Source organism: Enterococcus sp. DIV1314a (assembly GCF_051713805.1).
In the GTDB taxonomy this organism is placed as follows: Bacteria; Bacillota; Bacilli; order Lactobacillales; family Enterococcaceae; genus Enterococcus_I; species Enterococcus_I aquimarinus.
Map to the genome: position 1 here is coordinate 1951159 of NZ_JBIOQP010000001.1, position 20348 is coordinate 1971506.

17 protein-coding genes are annotated in these 20348 nt (G+C 37.5%); 11 read left to right on the top strand and 6 right to left on the bottom strand.

Features of this window, described 5'->3' with window-relative positions:
* Positions 1-109: 109 nt before the first annotated feature.
* The gene (locus IGI68_RS09270; RefSeq protein WP_438732392.1) at positions 110-1450 is read right to left on the bottom strand and encodes a DUF1576 domain-containing protein; all 1341 of its coding nucleotides are present in this window, start codon (positions 1448-1450) and stop codon (positions 110-112) included.
* Between the two features lie 279 nt (positions 1451-1729).
* On the opposite strand from IGI68_RS09270, the gene IGI68_RS09275 reads away from it, so the two are divergent.
* Positions 1730-1906 carry a hypothetical protein gene (locus tag IGI68_RS09275; RefSeq protein ID WP_169818070.1) on the top strand — a complete coding sequence of 59 codons (177 nt, stop codon included), beginning with the start codon at positions 1730-1732 and terminating at the stop codon, positions 1904-1906.
* A 279-nt stretch (positions 1907-2185) separates the two neighbouring features.
* Here IGI68_RS09275 and rlmD read toward each other — a convergent pair whose 3' ends face one another.
* On the bottom strand, positions 2186-3565 hold the full coding sequence (gene rlmD / locus IGI68_RS09280; RefSeq protein WP_438732394.1) for a 23S rRNA (uracil(1939)-C(5))-methyltransferase RlmD: 1380 nt from the start codon (positions 3563-3565) through the stop codon (positions 2186-2188).
* Between the two features lie 106 nt (positions 3566-3671).
* Between rlmD and recX the strand changes: the two genes are divergently transcribed.
* Entirely contained in the window at positions 3672-4466 is a 795-nt protein-coding gene (recX, locus tag IGI68_RS09285; protein ID WP_438732396.1) for a recombination regulator RecX, read from the top strand.
* Positions 4456-5616 carry an A/G-specific adenine glycosylase gene (mutY, locus tag IGI68_RS09290; RefSeq protein ID WP_438732398.1) on the top strand — a complete coding sequence of 387 codons (1161 nt, stop codon included), beginning with the start codon at positions 4456-4458 and terminating at the stop codon, positions 5614-5616. The genes recX and mutY overlap by 11 nt, the downstream gene beginning before the upstream one ends.
* A 668-nt stretch (positions 5617-6284) precedes the next feature.
* Here the strand turns inward: mutY and IGI68_RS09295 are convergent.
* A complete protein-coding gene (locus IGI68_RS09295; protein ID WP_438732400.1) occupies positions 6285-7145 on the bottom strand; it encodes a hypothetical protein in 861 nt (286 codons plus the stop codon).
* A 629-nt stretch (positions 7146-7774) separates the two neighbouring features.
* On the opposite strand from IGI68_RS09295, the gene IGI68_RS09300 reads away from it, so the two are divergent.
* Both IGI68_RS09300 and ntdP read left to right on the top strand, forming a co-directional pair.
* Positions 7775-9382, top strand: coding sequence for an ATP-binding cassette domain-containing protein (locus IGI68_RS09300; protein WP_438732402.1), 1608 nt, complete (start codon positions 7775-7777; stop codon positions 9380-9382).
* Between the two features lie 558 nt (positions 9383-9940).
* Positions 9941-10474, top strand: coding sequence for a nucleoside tri-diphosphate phosphatase (gene ntdP / locus IGI68_RS09305; RefSeq protein ID WP_071873671.1), 534 nt, complete (start codon positions 9941-9943; stop codon positions 10472-10474).
* Between the two features lie 61 nt (positions 10475-10535).
* Here the strand turns inward: ntdP and IGI68_RS09310 are convergent, their stop codons facing one another.
* Positions 10536-10967: a GNAT family N-acetyltransferase gene (locus IGI68_RS09310; protein ID WP_438732404.1), complete on the bottom strand. Its 432-nt coding sequence runs from the start codon at positions 10965-10967 to the stop codon at positions 10536-10538.
* Between the two features lie 191 nt (positions 10968-11158).
* Here IGI68_RS09310 and IGI68_RS09315 point away from each other — a divergent pair, with 191 nt between their 5' ends.
* The 3 genes from IGI68_RS09315 to IGI68_RS09325 all read left to right on the top strand — a co-directional run bounded on the left by IGI68_RS09315 (position 11159) and on the right by IGI68_RS09325 (position 15086).
* Positions 11159-12535 (top strand): hemolysin family protein, encoded by a 1377-nt coding sequence (locus tag IGI68_RS09315; protein ID WP_438732406.1) that lies wholly within the window; start codon positions 11159-11161, stop codon positions 12533-12535.
* A 156-nt stretch (positions 12536-12691) separates the two neighbouring features.
* On the top strand, positions 12692-14272 hold the full coding sequence (locus tag IGI68_RS09320) for a peptide chain release factor 3 (RefSeq protein WP_071873674.1): 1581 nt from the start codon (positions 12692-12694) through the stop codon (positions 14270-14272).
* A 214-nt stretch (positions 14273-14486) separates the two neighbouring features.
* Positions 14487-15086: a pentapeptide repeat-containing protein gene (locus IGI68_RS09325; RefSeq protein WP_438732408.1), complete on the top strand. Its 600-nt coding sequence runs from the start codon at positions 14487-14489 to the stop codon at positions 15084-15086.
* Between the two features lie 30 nt (positions 15087-15116).
* Here IGI68_RS09325 and IGI68_RS09330 read toward each other — a convergent pair whose 3' ends face one another.
* A complete protein-coding gene (locus IGI68_RS09330) occupies positions 15117-15851 on the bottom strand; it encodes a helix-turn-helix domain-containing protein (protein WP_438732410.1) in 735 nt (244 codons plus the stop codon).
* Positions 15852-15998: 147 nt separating this feature from the next.
* Between IGI68_RS09330 and IGI68_RS09335 the strand changes: the two genes are divergently transcribed.
* Both IGI68_RS09335 and IGI68_RS09340 read left to right on the top strand, forming a co-directional pair.
* A complete protein-coding gene (locus tag IGI68_RS09335) occupies positions 15999-16478 on the top strand; it encodes an N-acetyltransferase (protein ID WP_438732412.1) in 480 nt (159 codons plus the stop codon).
* A 583-nt stretch (positions 16479-17061) separates the two neighbouring features.
* Complete coding sequence (locus tag IGI68_RS09340; protein WP_438732414.1) at positions 17062-18042, top strand: choloylglycine hydrolase family protein; 981 nt, start codon at positions 17062-17064, stop codon at positions 18040-18042.
* A gap of 118 nt (positions 18043-18160) precedes the next feature.
* Here the strand turns inward: IGI68_RS09340 and IGI68_RS09345 are convergent, their stop codons facing one another.
* Positions 18161-19168 carry a calcium/sodium antiporter gene (locus IGI68_RS09345; RefSeq protein WP_438732416.1) on the bottom strand — a complete coding sequence of 336 codons (1008 nt, stop codon included), beginning with the start codon at positions 19166-19168 and terminating at the stop codon, positions 18161-18163.
* 497 nt (positions 19169-19665) lie between these two features.
* On the opposite strand from IGI68_RS09345, the gene IGI68_RS09350 reads away from it, so the two are divergent.
* A complete protein-coding gene (locus tag IGI68_RS09350) occupies positions 19666-20268 on the top strand; it encodes a TetR/AcrR family transcriptional regulator (RefSeq protein WP_071873679.1) in 603 nt (200 codons plus the stop codon).
* Positions 20269-20348: the final 80 nt, after the last annotated feature.

Genomic DNA, 20348 nt, shown 5'->3' on the forward strand with positions numbered 1-20348 from the left:
CTATTTTCTTTGACTCGTTTAATTAAAATCAGATACTTTCGACTCTTATCAAGAATCACTACGCTTACTCTCATAACGTCTCCTTCTTTAGAGGTTAAAGTTGATTCAGCTATTTTCCTGAATCGATTTCAACCTCATCTGCTGGGTTGACAGCGCCACGTAACGCACGTTGATTTGTCCGGTGCAGATGAAGGGCTTCTAGAATTGGCACTAAAATGGCCGCGACAAGACCTCCAGAAAACCCATTATTATAAAGATTGACGCCTCCGTGTAAATAACCGATATTCATCACGAGCGTTAAGTGCATCGCACCAGCTAAGATACCCGCAGCCGTTCCGTAACGACCCGCCAGTGGTGCTAAGGTCGTACCAAATAACGCTGAAATTAAGACTAACGTTGACTGACTATCGTGATAATTGATTCGGCCCATCAGCGTGACACCAATTAAAATCGGCAGAACGTTTTTGATATTTTTACCAAATGCGCCAAAACCGATAACCGTAAAAATGCCCCCAAGGACAGGACCGTTGATTTCGCCACCCATCAAAAGAATATATCCGAGTGCCATAAAACCGAGGAAACCCATATTAATCAAGGTTGCCCCTAAGCCACCAAGTTCTAAATAATCGGTTGACAATTGACCTGAATGACGTAAAATGCGATTCAAACCATGGAATGTCCAACGGTTTAACCAGAGTCCAAGTAATAGCATCACACTAAATAATATACTCAAGATGATGATAAATGGTCGGTTATAACCACTAGCCAGAATATTGACGTTTTCGATACCGTACCCAAAGTTACGGATTAAGGAAATAAAGACAGTCCCGATGATACCGCATGTGAAACCGACATTATAGAGGCTGAATCCTCTTGTGAAGGTGACGAAGTGATTGGCTAAAGGAGGAATTGAAAAGCCAGAGATAAAGCCGGCAGCGATCCCTAGTAGGATGCCGTATGGTTGAGCGATGCCTAAGTTAAAAGATAACTCGCTCACTAAAGGGGCTAAGGCTGTTCCAAAAAGTGCGGCTAGTAAAGACTTGTGAATCGGAGCGTGTGTGACTTTTGCATATGCAAAAGCGCCAATGCTAATAGGAATGGAATTAAATAAGTTCTTACCGAAAAAAGCAAAGCCTGCAATCGTTAAAATACCGGCGATGACCGGACCATTGATTTTAGCATCCGCCATTCGGACAATCCAAAGTGACTGCAGTGTCATTAGCGATACGTTCACTAACGTCGCACCGACACTTGTCAGAGCCATATAATCGGTTAGTAAGTTTGCCGGGGAGGTTAAGATGGTTACATTTCCTTCCCATATTTCTTGCGGAGTGTTAAATAAAAAGCCGATACCACCCATAAATAAGGCAAATCCGATTAATAAACCATATTTAGAATGCTCCGAGAGCTCTCTTTCGCTACTAATAGTATGCTTTTCTTGTTGTTGCATAAGTGACCCCCAATCTTAAAGTGATAACACAAATAAAAAAATGTAACGGACTACTTCTGTGGCAAACAGGCAAAACATAACGAGTCCGACCATCAACATCATGCCATTCATTTAAATTATACATGGACATAGGACTGGTCACAATATTTATGTTCATTTTTTCAAAAAAAATCGCTGATAAGGATAATGCGAGAGGTCGGCAAGTGAAACGCTTTCAAATGTACGCGTTTTTCTGGTATAATGAAAGTAACAAATAGACAAGAAATGGAGTTGGTGGTTATGTTTGAAAAAGAGAAGAACGAAAAACAGCAAGCCAATGGCGTCTATGATGAAGCTGGTGATGTCGTGAATGTTTATGACGCTGCAGTTATTTATCAAGCAAATGATTATAATGATGCGTATATGTATGGTTTTACGCATGAACAATTAATGGATGCACTCGATTATGTTCCATAAATGATTAAAAGCAGCTGTCTCTTCTTATTTAAGCCTTATTTTTGAGCACATCACAATCATCATACAAGCGCGAGTAAGATTGATTTTTTATCTTACTCGCGCTTCTATGGTGATTGCAGGGGATCATACTTCTTTAGGAGAAGCCATGAATCATTGTCTATCATCCGAAATGTTTTTTAAATGGCATTCGTTTTTCATTCCATGCAGTCGCATAACGTGCCCGATACTGTTAAAGAGCCCCCAAATGATTTCGATCATTTGGGGGCTCGGCTAATTGAATTATTTTTTCGTTAATTTCACAACGACTTCACAGCGAGCCGTTTGTGGGAACATATCTACCGACTGTAAGTAATCGATCTGATACGTTTTGGCTAACACTTGCAAATCACGGGCTAAAGTCGAAACGTTACAAGAAACATAGACTAGTTTTTTTGCTGGGAACTGAGTGAGTGCCTTTAACAAAGGCTCGCCTAAGCCCGTTCTTGGCGGATCGACGACAATCGCATCGGGTTTAAAGCCTTGCTTTAACCAAGTCGGTAGTAATTCCTCGGCTGTTCCAACTTCATAATGGGTATTGGTAAATCCTTTACGCAAGGCGTTCGCCCGTGCATCGTCAATGGCTTGCGGGATGATATCCATACCACGCACTTCTTTTGCAAGATGTGCAAGACTCAGTCCAATGGTTCCTACACCACAATAAGCATCCACAACGGTTTCGTTCTGACTTAAATCCAGCGCTTTGCGTGCTTCGTCATATAAGACTTTTGTTTGTTTTGGATTCAGTTGGAAGAAGGCTCTTGCGGATAATTCAAAGGTTAAGTCATTCATCGTTTCCTCAATAGCTGTTTTACCCCAAAGATGAATCGTCTCATCGCCCATCACAAGAGACGTTTTTTTGTTTTGGACGTTTTGCATGATTGAAACAACTTGTGGGAAACGCTCATTGAGTTCACGAATAATCGCATTTTTTCGTGGGAATTTTGGCGTTGACGTAATGAAAACGACTTGCACTTGTTTTGTTTCAATTCCGACGCGCACCATCACTGTTCGTAAAATCCCACTATTTTGCTGTTCATTATAAATGGGAATCTCATAAGCATTAACTAGTTCGACCACCGCATTCATGACGCTTTGTGTGATTTCTTCTTGCACAAGACAGTTATCAATCGCTACGAGGCGATGAGAATTCATTTCGTAAAGCCCAGCTTCCGCTTTTTGGCTTGTTGGATTAAATTGAAACTGGAACTGTGCTTTGTTCCGGTAATGCCAAGGATCTTCCATGCCAATCGTTTCTTTCAAGGCGTAATTTTTATAATCCAAGGGTTTAAATTTTTCTAGTGCTTGTTTCAACAAATCTTTTTTGAAATCAAGTTGTTTCGGATAGGCTAAATGTTGAAGCTGGCAACCACCACAACGATCGTAAACCTCGCACGGTGGCGTGATGCGATCGGGACTTTGTTTGATGATTTTGATTAGTTCAGCTTCGGCATAACGTGGAGAAGCCTTGGTGACACGCACTTGTACTTCTTCACCAGGTAAGACACGTGGGACAAAGATAATGAGTCGTTTGTGATACCCAATGCCTTCACCGTTAATACCTAAGCGTTTAATTTTAATTTGTAATGTTTGATCGATTTTGAGTTGTACGGGGTTGTTCATTTTTTTGCCTCAATCTGTTTTCTTTTTTTCTTTATTTTAGCATAGTTTTAAGTACTTTTGTAAAAGTATGTTAGACTAGAAGATGGCTATTTAAGGAGTGAATAAGATGATTATTAAACAAATTAAAGTCGGAAAAAATAATTTTTATACGGTAACGTTTGAAACGGGTGAAAAAGTGAAGGTCTCAGAAGATTTACTTGTTCGCTACCGTTTATTAAAAGGAACCGAGATTACACCAGAACTTTTTGAGGAATTAAAAAGCAGTGCGGGATTTGATATGGGGTTACAAATGGCCTATAACTATGTCAGTTATCAGTTGCGCAGCGAACTTGAAATGTTGCAATATTTAAAGAAGAAAGAAATTTCGGCGCAAGATGCACAGCGCGTGATTGAGCGTCTAAAAGAACTCCGCTTGATTGATGATTTGGTCTTTGCTCAAAGCTATGTTCGCACGCAAATTCGGATGAGTGATAAGGGACCCTTTCATTTAACCCAACAGCTAAAGCAAAAGGGGATCCCTGAAGACTTTATTTTACAAGCATTAGACTTGTATTCAGAAGAGACGCAAAATGACGTCGCGCTCAAAGCTGCTGAGAAAATCTGGAACAAAAACCATAGCCGAAGTCATCGTGAGAACCTCAATAAAGTTCGCTCGACGTTGATGCAAAAAGGTTTCGGTGCTGAAGTGATTCAATTTGTTTTGGGTGAACTCCCCCAAGAAAAAGACGAAGAATCTGAGTGGGATAATCTGGTCAAAGAAGGTCACAAAGCATTACGTCGCCATCAACGATTAGCCTATCGACCACGTGTTCAAAAAATAAAAAATCAGTTATATCAAAAAGGATTTGCGATGGATCAAATCCAACAGTTTATTGATGAGGAAGTTAAGGATGAAGAATGAATACTTAAAACAGTGGGAAACGTTAGAAGTTACGGCATTTAAAGAAACGTTTTTGAACTGGTACTACCAACATAAGCGAACACTACCATGGCGTGGGACGAATAATCCTTATTACATTTGGATTTCAGAAATTATGCTCCAACAAACACGCGTTGATACAGTGATTGGGTATTATTACCGCTTTATTGAGCAATATCCCACGATTGAGGCGTTGGCGGAAGCGGACGAACAAAGTCTTTTAAAAGTCTGGGAAGGACTAGGGTATTATTCACGCGCGCGAAATTTGAAAGTTGCCGCACAACAAGTAATGAATGATTACGACGGGCAGTTTCCCGAAACGATGGAAGCCATCCGTACGTTAAAAGGCATTGGTCCATACACAGCCGCAGCGATTGGCAGTATTGCTTTTCAACTACCTGAACCGGCAATTGATGGCAATTTAATGCGTGTGGGAAGCCGGCTTTTTGGAATTGATGCTGATATCGCCAAACCAAGTAGTCGTACTATTTTTGAACAAGCCTTTCGTAAGGTGATCTCGGAAGAAGCGCCGGGGGATATGAATCAAGCCTTTATGGATTTAGGCTCGAGCATTTGTACGCCAACGAGTCCAGATTGTTTAAACTGTCCTTTAAAAGACTTTTGTCAGGCCTATCAAACAGGCACGCAGCTCGCCTATCCGGTTAAAACAAAAAAAGAACCGCCGAAAGATGTTTATTACGTCGCGGCTGTTATCGAAAATGACCAAAAAGAATTTCTATTGATGCAACGACCGGAAAAAGGTTTGCTCGCAAAAATGTGGCATTTCCCGTTAGAAGAAGTCTCCAAGGAAACGTATCTCGCCTATAAAACGCAGTATGCTAAAGAAACCATTCAAGGCACGTTGGATTTAGTGGCCGAAGATACGATGTTAGCTATTTTTGACACGTATCCCGTGACTTGGCAAAAACGTCATTTAGGGGAAGTCAAACATGTCTTTAGTCATTTACGTTGGCATCTTTTACTTTTTTATGGCAGAACACAACGACCATTACAAGTTGAAAACAGTCGTTGGTTAGCAAAAGAGGCCTTTTCGAGCCTTGTCTTTCCTAAGATTCAACAAAAATTAGTCCAACAATGGTCTGAAAATGATAAAGTTCCGAAAGATTTCTAGGCAAGAGCGTTTTTCTCGAGTTTGACACTTAATAAAGACAAAGACTCTCTAAATCCTTTAATATTAAGGGGTTAGAGAGTCTTTGTCTTTATAGAAAAGTGAGTACTATTTTTCGTTTTTAGAAATTTTTAAATTATTTTTATGGTGTTGATTTCAAAGTCTGTTCGAAATTTCTTGCATAGACCGGTCTTGAACGTATTTTTCTCTAACCATTCAAGTGCTTTCCGTAGTTCACTAGTTCAAGTACCAAATATCTTATATGATTTTTTGGGTTTATAGATGTCTAACGGGCCATTTAATCCACAACATATAATTGTTTTTTGATGAACGTCGATTCCACAACATGTCTCAATCATAACTTCCATGATGAAAACCTCCATCAAATAATTTAGGAAACAGAACATTCTATAAACTATTGTAATTTTATTTTCACATTTAAAGATGTATTCGGCTTATCGCAAAAGATAAAATGTTCATCCAGTTTTTTGTACAGATTCGGCAAAACCCATTAAAGAATCGGATTAACGGTCCCTATATTAATTATAGGATACTCTCTCTCTTCTGTCAGGGCTTAGATTGCGAAGCAATCATATAGTTTTTTTCTAAAAAATGACGAACTTGCAAAATTGTAGGTTCGTCATTTTTGGCATAATCAAAATCATTTGTATCTAGTCAGATCCGAAAATGAATGATTGATAATCGTTGGTCCATGCGTTGTACATATTGTAAGGGCCATCCATATCAAGGGTATCAAAAATCGCAATAATTTCGAAGGCTTTATGAATATATTGTCGATTGCGAGTCATGTATGCTTGAATAATTTGCTTTGCCCATGCGAGGAGGATACGATTATAGGTACTTTTATGGGGGAGCTCAACATCATTTTGAAGCGTCTCATCGATTATTTTTATTTGTTTAAGGTCGTTATTTTGAACGGCAAGAGAAAGAAAATTAACTAGAAAACTTATTTTTTCATCGATGCGCTGCTGATTATGTTGTATCGTTTTTAAGGCCCGCTTGAGAAGTACTTTTGATGTTTCGTAATCAAAAATAAAGAAAATACTGTTAAATAGGCGCAATTCATAAAGTGACCAATCATTGCATCCAAAAAGGTATTGTTTTAATTCGGTCATAATTTGGGGGTTTGGAGGTTTTTCGGTCAATCGAGAATGATAGAGATTACAAGTTAGTGCAAGGTGTCTGAGTTGGAGAGCTTTGGTTTGTTTATACTGTTGCTGAAGTTGTTGTGCTAGATTTAGTAGTCCCTCAGCGTCTTTCTTCTTAAAAAAGAAATTTCTTTGATCCTTTGTTTGGTTATAAAAGAGCAAGGTGTCGTGCTGTAAAAGCATGAGAAATTCCTCTACGTCTAAATTGATGCGCTGCAAGAGTTGAATCACTGTTTCAAACGATGGAGAAATTAAGCCCTCTTCTAATTTCCAATAGTTGCTACGTGACATGATGCCAGAGTACACGTTTATTGGACTGATATTTTTGCTGACTCGTATTTTTTTAATCTTTATTCCAATCATAATTTTGTCTCCCTAAACGATGCGTGATGTCCTTTGCCAATATGTTTCATTACAGTATTTGATAAGAAGATAGTACCATATAAAAACTGTAGCTACCTCTATTTTAATGATTATTATACACATGAATTTATTTTCCAAAATAAAACGTTTCAGTTTTGAAACGTTTGTAATGAAAATATAACGAAGGGTATACAATATGTGTATAAAAATAAAAGTTGGTGAATAAATGTTAGAGAATGTTTTAGTTGTTTTAGCTGTTGAATGGTGTTCATAGGTGACATGCTAGTAATTTGAAAAAATGTGAATGTATGATTATCAAGGAGGTTATTTATAATTCGTTTAAAAAGATCAATTTCTTTGAGGTTGGTAGATAATAACACGAAAAATATCTATTATGACGGGAAATTAAAATCTATCCGATATAGAGATATGAAATTATTATCTAGTTTTTTATTAGCTGATCAGTACGGATACAAACTAACTCATCCGTTGGTAATATTCTGGCTAGAAAATAATAACGTATCGGAGCAGATGTTTAATACTTTGGTAACTAGATTTTAGAGCAGGGAATTCTATAGGTTGCGTTTTAAATTTGATTAATACTAACATTTTTTTATGGAGGATAGATTATGAGAACATTAAAAAGGAAGAGCCATTTAACTAAGTACGTGAGTTACAAGAAACTCATTTTGCTTGTGTTTTTATTTATTTTGAAAGCGGCAGCAGTTGTTTTTACTGCAGAGTTTTTTGGACGATTAATTGGTGGTGTGTCAGACGGTAAGTGGCAAGTTTTCGTAACGAGTGCAATTGGATTGGGTGCCAGTTATGTAGTCCTGACCTTAATAGGTATTATCAGTAGTATATTTGCAAATGGTATTATATTAACAATTAATAGTAAAATAAAAATGAATTATATGCAATTTTTTCTAAGTGGTAAAAATGTGGGGCAAGAAATAGACGGTCATTTATCGTATTTAACAAACGATTTGAAATTGCTAGAAGAAAATGGCATCAAAGGAGAATTGACAATTATTGAAAATATTTGTCTGATTCTCTTGTCGTTTAGTTATGCGGTTAGTTTGGATTGGCTCACAACAATTGTTTTCTTTCTGGGAGCTTTAGCACCCGTTGCGATTGGACAAATGCAAAATAAAAAAATTGAAGTAGCGTCAAAAGCTTTATCAAATGCGAATGAAAAATACACGACAAATTTAAAGAATCTTTTGTTAGGTAAAGATACACTGATCATCTATCAAGCAATCGAGGAGGCTAAAAATCGTTTTAGCAAATCACTTTACCACATGGAAAAATCATCGAATCAGTTGAGCAATCACCTAAAAATTACAAATGAGCTTTCTATCTTAGCATTTATTTTTTTGGGTGTGATTTTACCCATTTCGGTAGGAGGCTATCGAGTATTAACAGGACATCTTTCATTGACGTTGTTTTTTGTGATTTTCCAATTAAATGGTTCGATTTCGAATCCGTTGGTAGAAATCATTGAATGTTTGACGGAGCTTAAAACGGTGAAGCAAATAAGTACGCGCTTAACCGAAGCAGAAGCAAATACTGTCGATATCCCTACACAAATGAGGAAACAAAAAATCGATACGATTTCCTTGCAGAATGCTTTGATTCGTGTCGGCGAGAAAAATTTAATTGAAAATTTAGATATGACGATTCGAAATGGCGATAAGCTTTTAATCAGTGGGCCATCGGGTTTTGGGAAAACAACGTTGCTTAATACTTTGTGGGGGAAATATCAGCTTGACGATGGTGAGTATGTAATCAATGATGAAAAAGTTTTAAACGAAAAGACATTTGATTATTTATCAAGTTTTTCGCTGATTAAGCAAAAACCCTTAATATTCAATGATACGATTCACTACAATGTCACTTTAGGTAAGTCCTTTTCTGACGCTGAATTCAATGAGGCACTTATGAATGCTTGTCTGACAGAATTAGTCGAAGAAAAAACAAGCGATTATATCGTTGGTGAAAATGGTGAGAATTTATCAGGTGGGCAGCTTCAAAGAATTGAAATAGCACGTGCGCTGATTCGTAAACGTCCTGTTTTATTAGCGGATGAGCCAACGAGTGCGTTAGATCCGGAACTGTCAAAAGTCATTCATGCAAATCTTTTAAGCTCGTCGGATATCTTAATTGAAGTTGCTCATAAAATATCCGCAGATGAAGCAGCAGGATTTACGAAAATTTTGAAGTTTCCAAAAGAATAAGAAATAGAATAAATACTAAAAACCAACGAGTCTCCCGAATGAAGGCTCGTTGGTTTATCTTATGCGAAATGATTTCAATTAAATAAGTCGACGTGTTTTGGCAAGGTATCGTCTTATACACAAGTGTTTGTAAGAGGTCCGCGTGTGTATCGTATCCGATTTGATTGAAAACAGCGATTGTTTGATTCATTTGTTCCTCATCGAATTGTCCGGTTAAAAAATAAGTGTGTAGCATTTGATAATAGGTTTGATGTGCTTAAAAAAAAAGTGTGATGTGCGAGGCAACTCAGTCATTTTCTGTTACGTTGGCATCTTTTACTTTTTTATGGCAGAACACAACGACTATTACAAGTTGAAAACAGTCGTTGGTTAGCAAAAGAGGCCTTTTCGAGCCTTGTCTTTCCTAAGATTCAACAAAAATTAGTCCAACAATGGTCTGAAAATGAGAAAGTTCCGAAAGATTTCTAGGCAAGAGCGTTTTTTATTGCTATAATGTTTACGAGGTCGGTGTGATTAACACCCAAACAATTGCGTTTGTTCGCTGAGGGAAGGGTTGCTATGCGCGTTCCAAAAGAAGGAGAGTTTGTCAGCATTCAAAGCTACAAACATGATGGCAAATTGCATCGCACGTGGCGTGATACCATGGTCTTAAAAACCAGTGAATATTCGATGATTGGCGTTAATGATCATACATTAGTAACGGAGTCAGATGGCAGACGCTGGGTTACACGTGAACCCGCGATTGTGTATTTCCACAAAAAATATTGGTTTAATGTCATCGCAATGATTCGAGAAAAAGGCGTTTCTTATTATTGTAATCTCGGTTCACCCTATTTACTGGATGAAGAAGCACTAAAGTACATTGACTACGATTTGGATATTAAGGTTTTCCCTGATGGAGAGAAGCGTTTGTTAGATGTGGATGAGTATGAATTGCATAGCAAAATCATGGGTTATCCCGATGACATTGATTATATCTTAAAAGAAAATGTCAAAATTTTAGTCGATTGGATCAATAATGGAAAAGGCCCATTTTCCCAAGGATACATCGATATATGGTACGAGCGCTACAAGCAATTGTCACAAAAATAGGAAAAAAGACTGGACCAAATCGTCCAGTCTTTTTGATTTTTATCCATGAAGAAAATCTGCGTTAAATCGTTTTGTGCATCGTGATGTGGGGAATACCAGCATCCATAAACGGCTCACCTTGTGGTTGGTAGCCGATTTTCTCGTAGAAAGGAATCGCAGTTTGTTGGGCACCTAAAGTAATCGTCTGATATCCCTGTTCGTTAGCATAATTTTCTGCAAATAATATCAACTGTTTCCCTAAACTCTTTTGACGCGCATCTTGTTGAACGGCCATCCGCTGAAGCTTGACTTGAGAAGGACTGAGCGGTAATAATCGCAAAGTAGCCAAGGGTTGATCCTCTTCATAAAGAATAAAGTGAATCGCTGCAGCCTCATCTTCGTCAACTTCTAACGCTTTTGGGACCTGTTGCTCATCAACAAAGACCGTATAGCGAATGCTGAGTGCGTCAAGATACACTTGGTTGGTCAAATCGGTTGTCGTCTTAATTTCCATTTATTTCACCTCTACCCTCAATTATACCTGTTAAATTATTAAGCGTAAATAAATGAATGTCGTTATCCTTTTCATATAGCAAACGTTCACGTTTTTTGATTGCAAAGAAACGCGCTTTATGATACGATTCTCTCGTGGATATTTCCACACTTTTTTATTAATAATGAGAAGAACAAGGAGAGAAACAAACTATGAATCCTGACCCCGATAGTCAGTCGCTACTCGCGCAAATTATATTACTAGTGGTTTTAACACTAATCAACGCCTTTTTAGCTGCATCAGAAATTGCGGTTGTTTCGATTAACAAAAATCGAATCGAACAAAAGGCAGAAGATGGTGACAAAAAAGCCAAAAAAATCTTAAAAATCTTAGAGAACCCAACTAATTTTTTATCAACCATTCAAGTTGGAATTACGTTAGTGAACATCCTATCCGGAGCATCCTTAGCTGATAGCTTAGCGGCACGCTTGGCACCTTATATTGGAACGAGTACCGCTGCAAGAAGTATGGCGACGTTTATCGTTTTAGCTATCTTAACCTATGTGTCAATTGTTTTTGGTGAGCTTTATCCCAAACGAATTGCCATGAATAAATCCGAAGAAGTGGCGATGTTTACTTCTGGTGTGATTCGTGTGCTTGAAGTGATTACGAAACCTTTCGTCTGGTTATTGTCGGCTTCGACGAATTTGTTGTCTAGAATTACCCCAATGACCTTCGATGACGAAGATTCTAAAATGACCCGCGATGAAATGCGCTACATGTTAGCCAACGAAGGCGTGTTTGAAGAAGACGAACTCGAGATGTTACAAGGAATTTTCTCTTTAGACACGAAAGTCGCACGGGAAGTCATGGTCCCAAGAACGGATGCCTTTATGATTGATATCCACAGCGATGTCAAAGAGAACTTACAACGTATTCTATCCGAAAGTTATTCACGAATTCCGGTATATAACGAGGATAAAGATAAAATTATTGGTATTTTACATACAAAAACGTTATTAAAAGCCGCTTATGAAGTGGGCTTTGATAATTTGCAATTATTACCTTTGATGCAAGAGCCTTTATTTGTTCCAGAAACCGTCTTTATTGACGATTTGCTTTACGAATTAAAGAAAACACAAAATCAAATGGCTGTTTTACTAGACGAATACGGCGGTGTCGTCGGTCTCGTTACGTTAGAAGATTTGTTAGAAGAAATTGTCGGTGAAATCGACGATGAATCGGATGAAGTGGAAACCTTGTATGAAGTCATTAACGAGAATGAATACATTATTCAAGGTAGAATGTTGATTGATGAATTCAATACTGTCTTTAATGCGAATTTACATATGTCAGATGTTGATACCATGGCTGGTTATTTAATTACGGCACTCGGCGTCATTCCTGATGAGAACAAAAAGATTCCTTTTGAAGTCGATAATTTTATTTTAACGACCGAAGAAGTGGAAGGTTCACGTGTCCTAAGAATTCACGTGGAGGTTCGAAATCCAGAAAACACTGAAGTAGAACCGGAAGAAGAAAGACGATTCTTCCGAAAAGATTTTGATGACGATGAGCCTAGAAGATAAACCAAAAGCTTATGAAGCCCTTCATAAGCTTTTTTTTTAAGACGTGCTCTTTTTCAGAAGTCAAATTCATGGTAAACTAATTGAGTTGAAATGTGTAGCGAAGGAAGCGTTCAAGAATGAACGCTTGTGAAGGATAGAAAGGATTATTAATACTATATGAAAAACCCAAATTTAAAACAACAGGTTGATAGTCGCCGAACATTTGCGATTATTTCTCACCCGGATGCGGGAAAAACAACAATTACTGAAAAATTATTATACTTTGGTGGCGCCATTCGCCAAGCAGGAACGGTTAAAGGGAAAAAAACAGGGAACTTTGCGACTTCTGACTGGATGGAAATTGAAAAACAACGTGGAATTTCTGTTACCAGTTCGGTGATGCAATTTGATTACGAGGGGAAACGTGTTAACATTTTGGATACTCCGGGACATGAGGATTTCTCGGAAGATACGTATCGTACGTTAATGGCTGTCGATAGTGCCGTCATGGTGATTGATAGTGCCAAAGGGATTGAGGCTCAAACAAAGAAATTATTCCAAGTTGTCAAACGTCGTGGCATTCCGATTTTTACGTTTATTAACAAACTCGATCGTGATGGCCGCGATCCGCTTGAACTATTAGAAGAGTTAGAAGAGCTCTTAGATATTGAATCTTATCCAATGAACTGGCCGCTTGGAATGGGTAAAGGACTGGAAGGCTTATATGATATTTACAATAAGCGCATTGAATTTTATCGTCCTGAAAATTATGGTGGCGAAGCGTATTTACCGTTAGATGAAAACGGTGAAATCCCAAGTGATCATCCCTTAACGAAAAATAGTATTTATCGCCAAGTGTTAGATGAAGTCGAACTCTTGACGGAAGCTGGCGATGAATTTGATCCGGCAAAAGTCGATCGTGGCGAACAAACACCTGTCTTTTTTGGCTCAGCCTTGACAAACTTTGGTGTTCAAACCTTTTTAGAAACCTTTTTACAATTTGCCCATGCGCCTTACGCTCATGAGTTGGAAAATGGTGAAACGTTAAGTCCTTACGAAGAGAACTTTTCTGGTTTTGTCTTTAAAATTCAAGCCAATATGAATCCGGCCCATCGTGATCGTATCGCGTTTGTCCGAGTTTGTTCTGGAACATTTGAACGTGGAATGGATGTCACATTAGAGCGTACGAAGAAAAAAATGAAATTAAGTAACGTCACGCAATTTATGGCCGATGCCCGTGAAAATATCCAAGAAGCTGTCGCAGGTGATATTATTGGGGTTTACGATACCGGGAATTACCAAATTGGCGATACCATTTTTGAAGGAAAATTAAACGTTTCTTTTGAAGATTTACCGTCGTTTACGCCAGAATTGTTTATGAAAGTTTCGGCGAAAAACGTCATGAAGCAAAAATCTTTCCACAAAGGGATTTATCAACTCGTGCAAGAAGGGGCTATTCAGTTATATAAAACCTACTTAACGGAAGAATATATCCTGGGTGCTGTTGGACAATTACAATTTGAAGTATTCCAACACCGGATGTTAAATGAATACAATTCAGAAGTCGTCATGACACCGATGGGAAGCAAGATTGCTCGCTGGATTGATCCAAAAGATTTGGACGAAAAAATGAGCTCAAGTCGCAACATCTTGGCACGTGATCGCTTCGACCAACCACTATTCTTATTCGAAAATCAATTTGCGATGCGTTGGTTTGCGGATAAATATCCAGAAGTTGAATTGAAGAGTTTGATGTAAGAGCATTGAAGGAAACGATTGAACGAGGCTTAAACAAACTGGTTCAATCGTGATTCCTTGCTAAACCCTTCCTGAGAATCGTCATTCTTAGGAAGGGTTTTTGAATAAAGGATAGAGGAAAGCTCTTTTTGAGGGTGTTCTTTGCTAGAAGTTGTCTTCTCAAATCATGCATTACCCCACACAAAATACGTTGATAGAAGGGAAGAAAGTCAGGATGATTGAACACAAGACATTGACAATGGATGAAGTCGAAACGGGTGGCTACTATAAGAATTGCCACTTAATGGCTGGCGCAGATGAAGATTCTTTGCGATTTTCAGATGTGACCTTTGAACGATGTGAATTTCAACAACAAGTCTTTGAAGATAGTGAGTGGTTGGATTGCCATTTTGTGAATATTCATTTCGCAAATGTGACCTTTGACCACAGCGTGTTTTATCGCTGCACCTTTAATACTTGCCAGCTGACAGGGACGAATTTTTATCATAATCATTGGAAAAATACGCAAGTGATTGATTCTAAAGCAAATTATGTAAATATCAATGATTCAACGATTGAAACGTGCACCTTTACAGATACGAATTTAATCGAATCGTCTTTTCAAAGTGTCAAAATTAAAAAAGGATTGAAGTTTGTTCGTTGTGACATGAATGACGCTGATTTTTTAGATACGCGATTAAAAGATGTCGATTTTTCGAAAAGTTATTTTGATTCTTTGCGCGTTTCCATCGAACAATTAAAAGGTGCGATCATTAGTCCGTTACAAGCAAGTGTTTTTATTCAATTCTTAGGCGTCCAGATTAGCGATGATTAAAAAAACGTGACTTGTGTAAGTCACGTTTTTTTATGATGCTTGTATTTGTTGTTTTTTTGTAAAAATATCGTCGATTAATTCTTGGACCGCGTGTTGATTGTCAGTTAGATAATCATTGATGAGCGTAAGTTCTTCACTTGACCATATCGAATAGTCACCTGTTAGCTGTCCTTTTTCATCGATCGTCACAAAAAAAGAATGCGGGAGATCCATTTCGTCTGTTGTTGTAAAGGATAGACCGAGCGATTGATCAAATTCTAACTGTAACGTGCATTCTGAATAATCTTCCGGGTTGGTTGCGGCCAAAAGTGCGATGGAATCATTTGGTTGAAAGGACCCTACAGGTGGGAGTGTTGCCCAGTAATAGCGATCGTCCTCTTCCAAAATATAAGCATCTTGTATTTTTGTCCAACCGGCGTCTTTCAGATTTTCCTGATAGTGGCTGTTTTCTGCGATTTTGATAACGTAGTTTCCAATAAAAATGAGGAAACAGATTCCAATAAGTCCTAATAATCTAAAATAAATTTTTTCATTTTTTACTTTTCGATCTTTCTTCGTAATCATTTCAGGATCCTCTCTTAATAGTTGATCGAGTGATTGGCCAAATAAGTCGCTAATCGCAATAATGGTTTCTAAGTCCGGATAATTTCGTTCAACTTCCCAACTAGAAACCGTCGAACGAGAAACGTTAAGTTTGACGGCTAACTGCTCTTGAGTCCATTTCTTTGCTAATCGTTCTTCTTTGATTCGTTTTCCAATAGTCATTTTCTCACCTCCATTTCATTATGCTTAAAAAGAAGCAAAAAAGAAAGAAGCGATTACTGGAATGGCTAGAATTTGCATGCTACAATTTGTATCATAGCGACAAATCAACATTTCTAGGTAAATACATTGAATGTAAGAGGTGAACAAATGATTTTTGAATTGAACGAAATTGATGAAAAAACGCTTGATTCCTTGATGTCCATCTGGTTAGAAGGTAATTTACAAGCGCATTCCTTTATTTCAAAGAACTATTGGTTGGACAATCAAGTGGGTGTGCGAGAAGGTCTGGCCCAAGCACGAATCTTCGTGAAAGAAACGGATGGGAAAGCGGTCGGCTTTTTAGGGTTAGTAGAAGAAGCGATTGCAGGATTATTTGTCAAAGAGCAATTTCAAAAACAAGGAATTGGTGAAGCGTTGATTCAGCGCGTGAAAGATGAGAAAAAAATCCTTACTTTAACCGTTTATGAAAACAATCAAGCAGCATTACTATTTTATGAAAGGCAAGGCTTTCGACGTGTCCGATGCCAAATCGATCCAGAAACACAGCAAAGAGAATGGTTGATGCGCTGGACAAGAGATGAGAAGTTACAAAAAGGCTCGAGAAAGAAAATTGATTTCAATAATTGATTTTGTTATGATTTAACTAGTATGAAGAAACAATATTGCACTCACAGAAGACGCATTAACTAGCCAAGAGCCAACGATCTATCACCTTCCAAAAGGAATTCAACTGACAAATTTAAATTAAGAATAATGATACAAAATGAAAAACAACAAACAATAAGGGCTCAGCTTAATTGTTTGTTGTTTTTTTGAACGCTAATATTAATCGAATTTAAGTAATAACAGATCACTGTCGAATTATCTATATCCTGTTATTTTTCGAGAGTGGCGTTTAATTATTTATTAATAGAAGTGAATAACTTTATTCAGCCGCATCAAAAATTATGTAGCCACAAGAAATTTCGAATCAATTTATCAATAACGTTTGGTAAAAGTCAAAAATTTCAATCTATCAGAAATTAAATAGCTTTAGAAATAAAAGAAATGGTACAGGGAAGATTGCTGAACAAGAATAGGTTAATCGAGAGTATAATTTGTGAGATAAGTTTGCTTTCAATCATTGAGTTTGTTAAGATTAAAATAGTATGAATAAACAATGAGAGATTAATAATCGTGTTACTAACAAACTAATTGAGGGGTTGATAAAATGTGTACAAGCATTCGGTATCAAACAGAAAATGGGATTAATTTTTTAGCACGAACAATGGATTTTGGATATGAGATAGAAGGACAACCAATAATAATTCCACGGAACTATCACTGGGAACTTGAATTTGGCGGTGATACTCCAACAAAGTATGGCTATGTTGGCACGGGACGGCGGATGGAGAAATTTATGTTTCCCGATGGTGTTAATGAGTGTGGTTTAGCGATGGTCGAATTGTACTTTCCAAATGAAGCGAAATATGAATCTCAGCCAGTTGAGGGGAAAATCAATTTAGCTCCTCATGAGTTACTCTCTTGGGTTTTAGGTGAAATTTCTAATTTAGCAGAGTTAAAAGAACGGATTTCGGAACTAGTGATTGTTGCAAAAGAGAATCCTTTACTAGGAAATGTCATCCCTCTTCATTATATGATAACAGACGAAACGGGTGAATCGATTGTTATCGAACCAGATGGACAAGCATTAAAAATTAAAGAAAACCCAATTCATGTCATGACGAATAGCCCAGAAATTGAGTGGCACATTAAAAATTTGAATAATTATATTGGATTACAGCCGAGCAACTTTAAGCAAAAATCAATTGGGAAATATGCAGCGATACCATTTGGACAAGGATCTGGAACATTCGGCTTACCAGGAGGTTACACGAGTCCTGAACGTTTTGTGAGAGCGGCTTATTTATTGCAGTTTACGAGTCAAGCAAAAACGACCGAAGAAGGCGTTATGAGTATCTTGCATATTTTAGGAAACGTGTCGGTTCCGAAAGGGACAATTTTAGATGATGAAGGCGATGATTATACCCAATATCGTTCTATTTTGAATACAACAGAGAAGGTCTATTACTTAATGAATCACGATTCAAATCGATTAATTTCGATAACGCTTACAGAAGAGGTGTTATCAAGAAAAGAACCGACCATTTATGAGATTCCTAGAGGGGTTCAATTGACAAACTTAAATTAAGAATAATGATACAAAATGAAAAACAACAAACAATAAGGGCTCAGCTTAATTGTTTGTTGTTTTTTTCAACGCAAATGGCATTTCTTAGCGCCGTTTTTTGTATCAAAATATAGCATTATTAAAGAATGAAACTGATCCCCATGTATAGTAAATAAATACTGATCAGTACTTTTCCTTCGTTTTTACTAATTTCATGTTTTTTTGTATTAAAAATAAAGTAGGTAAGTAAACCAATTAGCGCTAGCGCGACTGGAAAATGAATTTGGTAAAAAATTGGAGGGACCGAAATTCCATTTGGGCTCATCGCAATGGACACACCTAATACTAATAGAATATTCAGGACATTTGCCCCAAGGACATTGCCCATCGCCAAACTACCGTGTCCTTTTTTGGCGGCAGTATACGTAGTTGATAATTCTGGTAAACTTGTGCCGAGTGCGACAATGGTTCCTGCGATAATAGCTTCAGAAATTCCCAAACGCAAGGCTATTTCAGAAACGGTTGTGACCAAAGACGTAGCGCTTAGTGCAACAGCAATCGCACTAAGCAAAATAACGGTGATTTGGATCATAAGAACTTCTTTGTTTATTGGCTGTTTTTCCTGTGGAGCTTTCGATTTGGTCCGCTTGCCTTTTTGAATAAAAGAAGATAATAGAAAAAATGGAACGGTCACAAGAAAGAAAATTCCAATCATTGGTTGGAGTTGTCCGTATGAACTCAAGAACTGGAGATTAAAGGTCTCAATACTGGCGAATATTAAAATGAATAAGGATGCGATTAAGAAAAATAAGCGGCTAGCAATCGAACGTGGGACGGGGATTGAACCCGCTAATGCGCCTACCCCTAATACGAGAGCCGTATTGGTAATCACAGATCCCAACGCATTTCCAAGAGCAAAATCAGAAGTTCCTTTAAGAACAGCGACAATAGAGGTCGATAATTCTGGAAGAGACGTTCCAATTGAAACGATGGTCGCACCAATGATGATTTGAGAGATGCCGAATTCGTGAGAAATATCAACGGCACGGTCAATGAGGATATCGGTTGACTTCGATAAAATCACTAGGAAAATGATAAACAAGAGAAACAAAACAAATGAATGTTGATTTGAAATAAAAGCTTCCATAAATAACCTCCTTAGTTTTTATTTTCATTCTAATTATACAGGAAACACGTTTGAAAAGTCGTGATTTTAGATTAGGTAATTGTTTCGTCGCAAAAAATATTGTGAATTTGAATGAGGACGACTTAAAAGTGAATGAACCAACACGTCCAGATGATGGTTGGCAGTAGAATGAAAATAAAATAATTTTAGTGATTTTATGTAGATGATGACACGATTCGTTATTCTTTTTAACAAACTTAATTTGAAGGAGAACGCTTATTCAAAAATAATGCGATATTTTTCCTTGACTCAGTTAGAAAGGGGCTTAATCTATGAATAGTCTTTTGATGTTTGCCGAAAAATAGTTACAGCATTCTTCCTGTCTAAATTCTAAAAAATCATTTATTTTATCTATCGATGTCACCATTTTTAATAAGTGTTAATCGAAATAAAGTGACAAAATGTCACTCGTGTGCTACTATAATCAAGTGCTTCATTGGTTGATAGGAGGAGATTGGATGCCGAAAGAAACATTTCTTAATTTACCTAAGAGTAAACAAGCGGTAATTGATGATATTTTGCTTCAAACATTTTATGCACAGTCAATTAGCCAAGTGAAAGTTTCGCAAATTGTTGATCAAATGGGAATGTCTCGGGGTGCTTTTTATAAGTATTTTGATGATTTAGAAGATGCTTATCGTTACATTATCAAGAAGCATTCGTTGATTATTCATCAAGACATTTTGGCGTATATCCAAGAATTTCAATCAGATTTTTTTAAAGGGATTGAACGTTATCTTCTCTGGTGTAGTGCGCTCGATACGTCGGATACTTATTGGAAAGCATTGAAATTATTGACATCTTCTGAGTACGGTCGGACAATGAAACGAATTGAAATGGACGAAACGAATTCGATGATGACACAATGGTTGACCATCTTACGATACAATCAGTTTCAGATTATATCGACAAATGAAGCGAGTAGTTTTTTGTATTTTATGATGGAATTAGTCATGGGTTCGTTAAGTGATTTTATCGTGAATGATTGGACGAGTGAAGCATTACTCGAAGATTACCATTATAAAGTGAAGTGGTTAGTCCACGGAGTTGTTGCTCGTTAACAGAGTCTCCTGCAGAAATTAACGGCCTCCTATCATGCGTCATCAAACATTTTTTAGACATTTAATAAGAAGCGAAAGAG

Coding starts and splice junctions, on each gene's coding strand:
- IGI68_RS09270 (WP_438732392.1), bottom strand. CDS start 1,450: ATGCAACAACAAGAAAAGCATACTATTAGTAGCGAAAGAGAGCTCTCG.
- rlmD (WP_438732394.1), bottom strand. CDS start 3,565: ATGAACAACCCCGTACAACTCAAAATCGATCAAACATTACAAATTAAA.
- IGI68_RS09295 (WP_438732400.1), bottom strand. CDS start 7,145: ATGATTGGAATAAAGATTAAAAAAATACGAGTCAGCAAAAATATCAGT.
- IGI68_RS09340 (WP_438732414.1), top strand. CDS start 17,062: ATGTGTACAAGCATTCGGTATCAAACAGAAAATGGGATTAATTTTTTA.
- ntdP (WP_071873671.1), top strand. CDS start 9,941: ATGCGCGTTCCAAAAGAAGGAGAGTTTGTCAGCATTCAAAGCTACAAA.
- IGI68_RS09325 (WP_438732408.1), top strand. CDS start 14,487: ATGATTGAACACAAGACATTGACAATGGATGAAGTCGAAACGGGTGGC.
- mutY (WP_438732398.1), top strand. CDS start 4,456: ATGAAGAATGAATACTTAAAACAGTGGGAAACGTTAGAAGTTACGGCA.
- IGI68_RS09345 (WP_438732416.1), bottom strand. CDS start 19,168: ATGGAAGCTTTTATTTCAAATCAACATTCATTTGTTTTGTTTCTCTTG.
- recX (WP_438732396.1), top strand. CDS start 3,672: ATGATTATTAAACAAATTAAAGTCGGAAAAAATAATTTTTATACGGTA.
- IGI68_RS09350 (WP_071873679.1), top strand. CDS start 19,666: ATGCCGAAAGAAACATTTCTTAATTTACCTAAGAGTAAACAAGCGGTA.
- IGI68_RS09310 (WP_438732404.1), bottom strand. CDS start 10,967: ATGGAAATTAAGACGACAACCGATTTGACCAACCAAGTGTATCTTGAC.
- IGI68_RS09335 (WP_438732412.1), top strand. CDS start 15,999: ATGATTTTTGAATTGAACGAAATTGATGAAAAAACGCTTGATTCCTTG.
- IGI68_RS09315 (WP_438732406.1), top strand. CDS start 11,159: ATGAATCCTGACCCCGATAGTCAGTCGCTACTCGCGCAAATTATATTA.
- IGI68_RS09300 (WP_438732402.1), top strand. CDS start 7,775: ATGAGAACATTAAAAAGGAAGAGCCATTTAACTAAGTACGTGAGTTAC.
- IGI68_RS09330 (WP_438732410.1), bottom strand. CDS start 15,851: ATGACTATTGGAAAACGAATCAAAGAAGAACGATTAGCAAAGAAATGG.
- IGI68_RS09275 (WP_169818070.1), top strand. CDS start 1,730: ATGTTTGAAAAAGAGAAGAACGAAAAACAGCAAGCCAATGGCGTCTAT.
- IGI68_RS09320 (WP_071873674.1), top strand. CDS start 12,692: ATGAAAAACCCAAATTTAAAACAACAGGTTGATAGTCGCCGAACATTT.